Annotated in this window: 8 protein-coding genes and 2 pseudogenes; 7 read left to right on the top strand and 3 right to left on the bottom strand. The window is 69.6% G+C overall.

The features are described from left to right. The first annotated feature begins 2 nt into the window (after positions 1–2). Positions 3–371 (top strand): BlaI/MecI/CopY family transcriptional regulator, encoded by a 369-nt coding sequence (locus tag ACFVYR_RS25625; protein WP_384254119.1) that lies wholly within the window; start codon positions 3–5, stop codon positions 369–371. Beyond that, entirely contained in the window at positions 371–1,303 is a 933-nt protein-coding gene (locus tag ACFVYR_RS25620) for a M48 family metalloprotease (protein WP_384254118.1), read from the top strand. Before ACFVYR_RS25625 ends, ACFVYR_RS25620 begins: the two co-directional genes overlap by 1 nt. Positions 1,304–1,483: 180 nt before the next feature. On the opposite strand, the gene ACFVYR_RS25615 is transcribed toward ACFVYR_RS25620, so the two are convergent. Both ACFVYR_RS25615 and ACFVYR_RS25610 read right to left on the bottom strand, forming a co-directional pair. Next, complete coding sequence (locus ACFVYR_RS25615) at positions 1,484–2,896, bottom strand: ATP-binding protein (protein ID WP_384254115.1); 1,413 nt, start codon at positions 2,894–2,896, stop codon at positions 1,484–1,486. Position 2,897: 1 nt separating this feature from the next. Then, positions 2,898–3,593 carry a response regulator transcription factor gene (locus tag ACFVYR_RS25610; protein WP_384254113.1) on the bottom strand — a complete coding sequence of 232 codons (696 nt, stop codon included), beginning with the start codon at positions 3,591–3,593 and terminating at the stop codon, positions 2,898–2,900. 167 nt (positions 3,594–3,760) lie between these two features. Here ACFVYR_RS25610 and ACFVYR_RS25605 point away from each other — a divergent pair, with 167 nt between their 5' ends. The 3 genes and pseudogenes from ACFVYR_RS25605 to ACFVYR_RS25595 form a co-directional block, all read left to right on the top strand. After that, complete coding sequence (locus ACFVYR_RS25605) at positions 3,761–5,014, top strand: glycosyltransferase family 4 protein (RefSeq protein ID WP_384254111.1); 1,254 nt, start codon at positions 3,761–3,763, stop codon at positions 5,012–5,014. Between the two features lie 1,772 nt (positions 5,015–6,786). Further along, a pseudogene (locus tag ACFVYR_RS25600) lies at positions 6,787–7,100 on the top strand (sensor histidine kinase); the annotation flags it as partial. After that, positions 7,097–7,330: pseudogene (locus tag ACFVYR_RS25595) on the top strand (response regulator transcription factor); the annotation flags it as partial. The pseudogenes ACFVYR_RS25600 and ACFVYR_RS25595, both read left to right, overlap by 4 nt. 281 nt (positions 7,331–7,611) lie before the next feature. On the opposite strand, the gene ACFVYR_RS25590 reads toward ACFVYR_RS25595, so the two are convergent. Beyond that, on the bottom strand, positions 7,612–8,676 hold the full coding sequence (locus ACFVYR_RS25590) for an alpha/beta hydrolase family protein (RefSeq protein WP_384254108.1): 1,065 nt from the start codon (positions 8,674–8,676) through the stop codon (positions 7,612–7,614). A 114-nt stretch (positions 8,677–8,790) separates the two neighbouring features. On the opposite strand from ACFVYR_RS25590, the gene ACFVYR_RS25585 reads away from it, so the two are divergent. Together ACFVYR_RS25585 and ACFVYR_RS25580 are read left to right on the top strand one after the other, a co-directional pair. Further along, positions 8,791–9,435, top strand: coding sequence for a GNAT family N-acetyltransferase (locus ACFVYR_RS25585; protein WP_384254106.1), 645 nt, complete (start codon positions 8,791–8,793; stop codon positions 9,433–9,435). After that, a complete protein-coding gene (locus ACFVYR_RS25580; RefSeq protein WP_384254104.1) occupies positions 9,432–10,307 on the top strand; it encodes a PaaX family transcriptional regulator C-terminal domain-containing protein in 876 nt (291 codons plus the stop codon). The genes ACFVYR_RS25585 and ACFVYR_RS25580 overlap by 4 nt, the downstream gene beginning before the upstream one ends. Positions 10,308–10,496 lie beyond the last annotated feature (189 nt).

Below are 10,496 nucleotides of genomic sequence, written 5' to 3'. Positions count from 1 at the left end.
CCATGACCGACGCCAAGGACGAGCGCCGGCCGGCCGGCGAGCTGGAAGCCGCCGTCATGGCCGCCCTCTGGGCCGCCGAAACGCCCCTGACTCCGGGGAAGGTGCAGGCCGAACTCGCCTCCGACCTGGCCCGCACGACCGTGACGACGATCCTTTCCCGCCTGCACGACAAGGGTGTCGTCGACCGCCGCCCGCAGGGGCGCGGCTATGCCTACTACCCCGTGCAGGACGCCCAGGGGCTCACCGCCCGGCGTATGCATACCGAGCTCGACCGCGACGCTGACAGGGAGACCGTCCTGGCCCGCTTCGTCGCCCAACTCCATCCGGACGACGAAGAGCTTCTGCGCCAGCTGCTGGAGGGCGACGATTGATGACCGCCCTGCTGCTGATTCCGCTCCTGCTGCCCTTCGTGATGCCGCTGCTCGTCCGGCGAGCCCTCGACCGACTGGCCCCCGTCGTCGCGCTGTGGGCGCTCACCGCAGTTGCCCTGGTACTGGCGGGGGCCTGTGTGGCCGCCTTGGGCGCCCTCGTCCTGACCGGACTGCTCAAACTGCCGGCGTTGGCGGCGCTCGGTGAACTCGTCCACCCCCTGCGCACGCCGTCGGGCTACCTGGTCCTCCCCGCGGCCGCGATCGCCACCGGCCTGCTCACCCTCGGCGCCTGGGCCCTCGCCCGCTCGGCCCTGCGCCAGACACGCGCCTTCCGCACCGCCCGCGCCGAGGCCGACCGGCGGCCCGCCGCAGGCGACCTGTGCGTGGTCGACTCGCCGCACCCGGATGCGTACGCCCTGCCCGGCCGCCCGCACCGCATCGTCGTCACCACCGCCATGCTGCGCAGCCTCGGCCCGGCCGAGCGTGACGCCCTCTTCTCCCACGAGCGCGCCCACAACCAGGGCGGCCATCACTACTTCCTGGCCGCCGCCGAGCTCGCCGCCCACTGCCACCCCGCACTGCGCCCGGTCCGCACCGCCATCCGGCTGGCCGCGGAACGCGCCGCCGACGAAACCGCGGCCGCCGCCCTGGGCGACCGCCGCCTGCTGGCCCGTGCCATCGCCCGCGCCGCACTCGCCGGGCAGACCGCGCGCTCCACCCGCCCGGACTTCGCCCCCGCCGCGACCACCGGCCCTGTTCCCCGGCGCGTAGCGGCGCTCCTCTCCGCTCCCGCGGGCCACACTCGGCGGTCGATGTGCGGGATCGCCCTCCTCCTCGCCGCCTGCGCGGCCCTGTCCGCCACCGCCGCGACGACCGGCGCCGTCGCCTTCCACCATGAGGTCGAGGTCGCTCAGGGCGAAGAGCCCCGCTGACGGCTTCCCTCTGTGGAGCAGTGCGATGGCCTCGATACGGTCGCGGCCCATCGCTTCGTCGTAGCGCTTTCGGCGGCAGCGCGGGCGGCGGGACCTTGGCCTCGGTATGTCTGCCGGTACAAACGGGCCCGGGCTCGGTTCCAGCTCGAGTACGATCTGCACCCTTCCGAGAGGACGGTCCTACCTACGCTCGCGCGACCCATCACGGCCGTGGTCATGACCACTGGTGTCCACAGTGAACCCGATGGCCGTACCGCCCCCCGGGCGTTCTTCGACAAAGACCGTCCCGCCGTGCGCGTCGGCCACCTTGCGCACGATGGACAGACCCAATCCGGAGCCGGGCAGGCCACGAGCGGCCGCAGCCCGGTAGAAGCGGTCGAAGACGCGGCTGCGGTCCTCGGCAGTGATGCCGGGGCCCCGGTCGAGGACCGTGATGCGCCCGCGAAGGACGTTGATTTCGATAGGGCCGGTGCCGCCGGTGTCGAACTTGGCGGCGTTGTCCACCAGATTGGATACCGCCCGTTGCAGCGCCCCCGGGCGTCCCACGACGAGCGCGCTCTCCGCCTCGACCGTGATGGTGCGCGCGGTACGCCGACGGGCGATCACCGCGACGTCCTCGGCGATGTCGGCGAGATCGACCTCCGCGAACGGTTCGTCGTCCTGTGCCCCGGCCGCCAGCTCCACCAGCTCGTTGACGAGGTCGGTGAGCTCACGTGCCTCACCGGACAGATCGGCGAACAGCTCCTCGCGTGCGGTGGAAGGCAGCTCCTCGATACGTGTGAGGAGAGCGATGTTCGTACGCAGTGAAGTGAGCGGGGTGCGCAGTTCGTGTCCGGCGTCCTGTACCAGGCGGCGTTGGTCCTCCACCGACTCGGCAAGACGGTCGAGCATGCGGTCGAAGGAGTGGCCAAGGCGAGCCACCTCATCCCGCCCCGCGACGGGAACCACAGCCTGGAGGTTGCCGGTCTCGGCCACGCTCTGTGCGGCGGCGGTCAACCGCACCAGGCGCCTGGTGATCCGACGCGCCAGCCACCAGCCTGCGAGCCCGGCTGCCCCGATCACCGCCGCGGCCAGCAGCGCGGCGCGCCGCTGCAATTCCTCCAAGAGGTCTTCGGTGTCGCTGAATTCCTGCGCGACCTGGACGGCGCCGCGTCCGCCACCGAGCGAGACGGTCGCCAGACGGTACTGGCCATCCCCCAGCCCGACGCTCCTTCGGGCCACCGCCCCCGCTTCCCGCAAGGAAGCCACCCGCTGCTCGGCGCCCTGGACCGGCAGAGCCGGGCTGCCGCGGTCGGTGATCCTGCCCGTGGAATCCAGGACTTGCACGTCGGTGCGGGTGCTGCGGATGAGCTTGTCGCGCGGGCCGTCGTGGTCCGGGTCCACCGAGGCGTAGTCGGACACTGACAGATCTCGCCGGCCGACCTGGTCTTGCAGGTTATGGACGACTTCGTCGAACACCTCCTGCTCCTCCACCCGCACCAAGCGGGCGGCGGCGTCATAACTGAGGAACCCCACCGTGAGGGTCACCACCACGGCCACGGCCGCGAACAGCGCGGCGAAGGTGGTGCGCAGACTGGCGGGGACGAAGCGCACCTCACTCCTCTCTCAGGACGTAGCCGACGCCCCGCACGGTGTGGATCAAGGCGGTCCTGTCCGGTGTGTCGATCTTGCGGCGCAGATAGCCGACATACACGGCGAGATTCTTGGACCCGGGGCCGAAGTCGTAACCCCAGATCCGGTCGTAGATCGTCGAATGGTCGAGGACGATGCCGCTGTTGCGGGCCAGGAGTTCCAGCAGGTCGAACTCGGTACGGGTCAGTTCCACTTCACGGCCTGCGCTCCAGACCCTCCGCGCGCGCACGTCGATCCGCAGGTCCGCCACCTTGAGTGGTTCCCCTGCCGAAGGCTCACCGTCCGGCCGGGGGCCCGCCCGGCGCAGCAGGGCCCGTAGGCGGGCGAAGACCTCCTCGACGTCAAAGGGCTTGGCCACATAGTCGTCGGCGCCGGCGTCCAGGCCCGCGATGCGGTCCGCGGTCTCCACTCGGGCGGTGAGCATGAGGATCGGCGTACGGTCGCCCTCCGCGCGCAGCACCCGGCATACCTGCAGGCCGTCGATGCCCGGCATCATCACATCGAGGACCAGCACGTCAGGGCGGAGCAGATGGCCTTGGGCCAGTGCCTGAACGCCGTCGTCCACGGCAGTCACTTCGTAGCCCTCCAGAGTCAGCGCGCGCTGAAGGGCTTGGCGGATGGCTCGGTCGTCCTCGGCGAGCAGCAGGGTGTGGGCCACGTCAGGAAGTGTGCCAATAGCGGGGAGCGAACGGTCGGGCGCGGACCGCACCAGCCGGGGATTCTTACCCCCCTCTCACCTGGGCCAGGAAACACCCTTACCCCGTTCCGCCAGCGTGACGGCATCGGTAGTGGCCCATCCGGTGCCGCTGAGGGGGAAGGGCCCGAATGAAAATCGCGTTCCTGCTGCACAACGCCTATGCCATCGGCGGAACCATCCGCACCACGCTCAACCTTGCCTCCGCGCTCGCCGACCGCCACGACGTGGAGATCACCTCGTCCATGCGCCACCGGGAGAGGCCTCGCTTCGCCGTAGACCCAAGGGTGCGGCTGGTGCCGTTGGTCGACACCCGGATCGGCAGCGACGACGCGCAGTACCCGGCATATGCCGAACCCGCCTGCGATTTTCCCCTGGCTGACCGCCGCCACCACCAGTACACCCGCCTGCACGACGTGCGGATGCGCGACTACCTGGCAGCCAGTGACGCCGACGTGATCATCGGCACCCGTCCCGGACTCAACGTCTATCTCGCACTCTTCGGACCGCGCCGTGCCCTGCGTATCGCTCAGGAGCATCTACGGCACGACGCGCACAGCAAGAAGCTGCGCCAGGTACTCGCCCGCCACTACCGCGCACTCGACGCGGTCATCACCACCACCCAGGCCGACGCCGAGACCTACCGTGCACGGATGGTGCTTCCGGGCGTCCGTGTCCTGTCCATCCCCAACGTCGTTCCTGTCCCTGCCGTTGCACCCGCCGACCACACGGCCACAGTTGTCGCCGCAGCCGGGCGCCTCGTCCGCGGTAAACGATTCGACCTGCTCATCGACGCCTTCGCCGACATCGCCCCCAAGCACCCCGACTGGCGGCTGCGCATCTACGGCGGTGGCACGGAGAAGGAACCACTGCAGAAACTCATCCACGACCACGGACTGGGCGAGTACGTCGCGCTGATGGGGCCGCGGGCCCCGATCGAGGCGGAATTCGCCCAGGCGTCGATCGTCGCCTCCGCGTCCGACGCCGAATCCTTCGGCATGACCCTGGTCGAAGCGATGCGTTGCGGCGTGGCGGTGGTCAGCACCGACTGCCCCCTGGGTCCCGCCGAGATCATCCGCGACGGCGTCGACGGACGCCTCGTACCCACCGGCGACGCCAAGGCCCTGGCCGACACCCTCATGGAACTGATCGACGACGGGCCACGCCGCCGCGCCCTGGGCGCGGCCGCCGTGGAAAGCGCCCACCGATTCGACCCCGACCGCATCGTGCGCCGCTACGAACTGCTGGTCACCGAACTGGCCGCAACCCGTCACCGACGCGCCTGGCAGCGGACTCACGCACAAGGAGTCGCCCGCGTCCGAGGGCTGGCCCGCCGCTTCAAAAGGATCCGCCGTCGAGACGTCCGCACGCCCGCGGTCGGCTGACCACCACCCGGCCGAACCGGGGATCACCATCAGCAGGGGGGATCATGACCGTAACTGTCGTGCTGGAGCGGCACCCGGCTGTACCGGCCGACACGGTCCGTCGTCGGCCGGCGCCCTGGCTCGCTCTCGTGGCCTGCGCCTATGCCGCCATCCAACTCACCCTGGTCGTACCGCACACCGGCCACGCGCTCGGCTGGGACGAGACCGTCTACGTCTCCCAGTTCGACCCGCGCACTCCGGCCGCCTACTTCAGCGCCCCACGCTCGCAGGGCATCAGTCTGCTCACCGCACCGGTCGTGGCCGCCACCGGCTCGGTCCTCGCTCTCCGGCTCGTCCTCGTCGTGCTGTCGACCGCAGCTCTCTACACTGCTTTCCGCACCTGGCGGCCCTTGCTGGGGCACGCCACCACAGCCCTGGCCGCCCTGCTCTTCGCCGGACTGTGGACCTCCCAACTCGCGGGCTCTCAGGCCATGCCCAACCTGTGGGTCGCCTTCGGCGCCGTCGCCGCAGTCGGCTGGTTCCTGCGTGCCCCTGTCGAACGCCACGCCTGTTGGTGGCTCGCGGCCATTCTCGTCGCCACTGCCCTGGTTCGTCTGCCCGACACGGGCTGGCTTGCTCTGCCCCTGCTGATCATTGCCCTAAGTGTCCGTGCCCATCGGCATGTAGTGCCATTCCTGCTGGGTGGTCTCGCACTCGGCGCCACGCAGTGGACCGCTGAGGCGTACGCGCGCTTCGGCGGCATCCTCGATCGTCTGCACCGCTCCAGCAGCACGGAGGGCGGTATGGCCTTCCACATCAACACCGGCAACGCCTGGCGCAGTCTCAACGGGCCACAGTTGTGCCGCCCCTGCCACGTCCCGTTGACTCACCCCGAACTCGCCCTGTGGTGGCTCGCGTTGCCCATCCTCGGGGCCATCGCACTCATTCTCGCGGTGCATGACCGAAGGGCGCGCCCCTGTGCCCTCACCACCCTGCCCCTTATCTGCGCCTTCACGCTCTGCTTCCCGTATCTCTTCCTGCTCACTTACTCCGCACCGCGATTCCTGCTGCCGACGTACGCCTTGCTGAGCCTCCCCATAGCCGCACTCGCCACCCGCGCCATATCCGCCAGCCGGCACAGGGCGCCCGTCATCACCGCGATCGGACTCGCTGTGTGTCTGCAACTCGCCTGCCAGTCAGGGCTGTTGTCCGGCCTCAGTGCCCGAACCGCCGTCGTCTCCCAGCGGTATGAGGCGGCCGCCCACGCCCTCAACTCCCTCGGACTGAGCCCGCCCTGCCTGATCACCGGGCCACACGCCCTGCCGGTCGCCTACGACGCGGGCTGTGCCTCGGCCGAACTGCACGGAAACAACCGCTCCATCACCAGCAAGCCCTTGCTCGACCAGGCCGGTCATGAGCCCTTCGCCGTGCTCGTCCCCAATGGACAGCGGCTGCCGCAGTACGCGCGCGGCTGGAGCCCGCATCCGCTGGCAGGCACCCACTGGCTGGCTTACACGCCCCGGCCGACGCCGAGCCGTGACGGTCGTCTCGGCAAAGACGTGGCAACATCTTGTCCTGGCAGCACCCACGGTGACGGTGCGGTTCTCTCCGGCTCCAGGCCCATATTGTCGGCGTATGGGCATCGTCCTGTGTCAGCGGCTGGCGTGGCAGCTCTGGATCCTCTCCGCGGTCGCTGTGGCGGCTGTCCTTTATCCCACAGTCTCTGGCACAGGGGCGCAGCACCCTGGAAGATCCGAGAGACCACGGGTGCAGGCCGATTGTGGGCGAGGGGTGATGGACAGCGACACGAGGTGTCTGCCGCGGTGGGCCGGGCCGTCTACCGGATCGTTCAGGAATCGCTCACCAACATCACCCGTCATGCGGATGCAGCCACAGCGTCGGTCCGCATCGTCTACCGTCCCGACGCCCTGACCGTAGGAGTCGATGACACGGCAAGGCCACACAGGGCACCACGCCGACGCCCGGAATCGGACTGCTCGGCATGCGCGAACGCGTCACTGCCCTCGGCGGTCACCTGCACGCGCGGCCGCGCAGCGAGGTCGGCTTCACCGTCTACCCTGAACTCCCCGCGCAAGGAACATCGTGATCCGCGTCCTGCTGGTCGACGACCAGCCACTCCTGCGCAGCGGATTCCGCGCGCTCCTCGATCTGGAAGACGACATCGAGGTAGTGGCCGAGGCCGGACGTGAGGGTCTGGCTCTGGCCAGGGAGCACCAGCCCGACACCGCGCTCGCCGACATCCAGATGCCGGCCATCGATGGCATCGAGCCAACCCGACTCATCGCCGCTGACCCGACTCTGACCGGGGCGCACGTCTACGAACAACCACTGCCGTTCACAACGGCCGGGCGCGTGCCGAGGACATCAACGCGACTCGACGGGTCCTGCGCCATCTGCAACATGTGGACGAGAGAATTCAGGGCCTGGCTCGGACGCTTCACCTGCCCGTCCGCGATGACTCGTAACGCAGACATCAGCAGGTCAGCAACTCCTCACCCACCGAGTTGAACTGCGCCAGGTGTCGGCGTTCGCTGCAAAGCGCACCGGGCGTTACACGCGAACGTGCACCGCGCGCCGTGGCCGACTTTGCGGGAGTGTCATGGCGTGGGGTTGTTGCCGTGGGCGAGGTTTTCGAGGAACTGCCGTTGGTCGTCCAGGAATCCGTCCGCGAAGAGTGAACGGGGGAAGAAGAGCGCGGTGAGCGTGGTCTTGAGGTCCGACTGCTCGATGGACCGTTTGAGCAGTGAATGGGTCGCGTCCGGGTATCGCTTGACCGTCAACGCACCGCCTCCGTCCAGCGCACTGCGGTAGCCGCGCTCCGTGTCGGCGGTGTCCACGTTGATGTCGTGGCCTGCGAGGGTGAGCAGTACGGGTACGCCGCGCAGAGCGCGGAGATCCTGCGTGGCGTCCGCGGTGTAGTTCTTGGAGATGAAGGCCCAGCGGTCGGCGGTCATGCCGTCCGTGTCGCCGCCCATCGCCCTGACGTACTCCTCGAAGGTCGCGTGGCGTTCCAGCAGTCGGCGGGTCGTCTCGCTCCTGGTGGTCTCTGCCTCGGTGCGGGCCTTCGACGCTCCGTCGGCGCGCAGCTGGGCGAGAAGGTTGTAGCGGCCCTGCTGGAGCCAGTTGATCGCGGGTGAGACGGCGATGACGAAGCTCACGGGCGTCTTGGCGGCGATCTTCGGCACGACCCAGCCCGCCTGGCTGGCGCCCCAGAGCCCGATCCGGTCGCCGTCGATGTCCGGGCGGGCGCGCGCCCAGGCGATGGCGGCGGCGGCCTCGTCGGCTCGGTCGTCCATGGACTGGTCGAGCCAGTTGCCGGGTGCGCCCGCGACTCCGGGCTTGTCCCAGGACAGGGAGGCGTACCCGGCCTTGGCATTCGCTTCCCACATGGGCTTGTAACCGTCGTCGTGGGTGGCGCTGATGGGTCCGTCGCCGTGGACATACACGACCAGGCCGTGCTGCTTGCGGCCGTCTTTGGGAGTGGCGAGTACTCCGTTGAGGGTGTGGCCGCCGTGGCGTATCGACACCCGTTGCTCCTCCATGTCGTAGGTGTTCTGCCACAGCACCACGCCGAGCAGACCAGCGGCCACGACCAGGACCGCGACGAAGGACCACACGGCGATGCGGAGCCCGCGCCGTCGGGGCTGGATCTTTGCGTCCATGAGAGCTGACCGCCTCTGTTCGATTCACGCGACATGAAACTATCACTGCTGGAACGGTCGTTCGTTGAGTGATAGTTTCAGGTGGAGGTTACAGCCACACCAGGGGGACATCGCATGGGATTCGACGCGACGGATACCGGCACCGGGCCGGTGACAGTCCGGCGGGGGATACCGGAAGGAGCCGAGCGGCGGGCAGCCGAGCTGTATTGGGACGCCTTCGGCCGCAAACTCGGCCCCGCCCTGAACCCTCCGGACAAGGCGGTGCCCTTCCTCACCGCCCACCTGAACGCCGACCGCGCGGTGTGCGCGTTCCTCGACGGGCAGCTCGTCGGCCTCGCCGGCTACCAGCTCGGCGGGCGGGCCCTCACCGGAGGCTCGGCGGCCGCCGTGCTGCGCGCGTACGGGCACCTGCGGGGACTGCACCGCCTCTTGCTCCTCGCCCTGTTCGAACGCCACCCGGCCCCCGGGCAGCTCGTCATGGACGGCATCGCCGTGGACGCGGGCCTACGGGGCCGCGGTGTCGGGAGCCTGCTCATCGAAGAAGTGGCCGCAGTCGCCGCTGAGCAGGACTGCCGGGAGATCCGACTGGACGTGATCGACACCAACCCGCGCGCCAGGGCCCTGTACGAGCGGCGCGGCTTCACGGCCGTACGGATCGAGCACACGCCCTGGCTTCGCGGGCTCCTGGGCTTCGGCGCGGTGACCACCATGCACCGCCCGGTCGGGGCGAACGGGCCGAGAGGACTGAGCACACCATGACCGAACACATCGAGATCCCCACCCGCATGCTCGTCCACGCGCTGATCCGCGAGGACGGCACCGTCCGCGCGGACGAGCTCTACACCGTCGCCAACACCCTGGGCATGAGTGACCAGCAGGTGCGGCTGTGCGTCAAACGCCTCGTGGCCGAAGCCCGGTTCACCCACGAGGGCCGAGGCCGCAAGGCCGAGCTGCACGCCACCGCGGACACCATGCGTGCCCTCGCCCCCAACGCGGACTTCCTGCGGCACGCGTTCCAGCAGGACGCCGGGCTCGCGCCCTGGGACGGCGTGTGGCACCTCGCCGCCTTCGCGGTGCCCGAATCGGCGCGCACCGCCCGGGACTCCCTGCGCGAGACCCTCGTCCACCTCGGCGGCGCACCGCTGCAGGGCGGACTGTACGTCTGCGCCAACACGTGGGAACCGTACGTCGAAGAAGCGGCCCGCCGCCTGGGCGCCCATGACGCGCTCACCCTCCTCACCACGACGGACCTGCGCAGGGGCGCCACCCAGGAGCCCGCCGAACTCGCCCGCCAGCTGTGGCCCCTGCAGGAGATCGCCGAGCGCTACCACCGCCTCAGCCGCCTCGCCCAGCCCCGCCTCGCCGGGCTCACCGGCCCCGATCGGCTCTCCCCCTCCGCACTCCTCACCATCGCGGTCGAACTAGCCGCCGAACTCACGCGCGCCATGGAACCCGACCCGCTCCTGCCGCCTCAACTCCTGCCCCAGCCATGGCCCGGCACCCAGGCCCGGCAACTCATCACCCGGTGCTGGGCCGCCCTGCACCAACGAGAACACGGCGAAGCCCGCCCGGTCCTCTTCCGCCTCTACGCCGACATCACCCAAGAGGCAGCCGACGGTGCCGCGCACTGAAAATGAGTGAGACATCGCGCGAACCCCCTTCCGCGCAGACAGGCATCAGATCAACGTCATGCGCTTTGATGCGTACCGACTGGTGCAAGTTCAGGGCCCTGGCAAGATTTTCGTGAAGCGGGGGTGTGCTCCCGTGCGCCGGTGACGCTCCGTCACCGATAGCGGCGTCGGAGATGGGCTATGAGGATC

Origin of the sequence: Streptomyces sp. NPDC058284, from assembly GCF_042881135.1 — a bacterium.
Lineage (GTDB): Bacteria > Actinomycetota > Actinomycetes > Streptomycetales > Streptomycetaceae > Streptomyces.
Note: the sequence above shows the minus strand (reverse complement) of the source record. Positions and strands in the feature narration are given on the sequence as shown.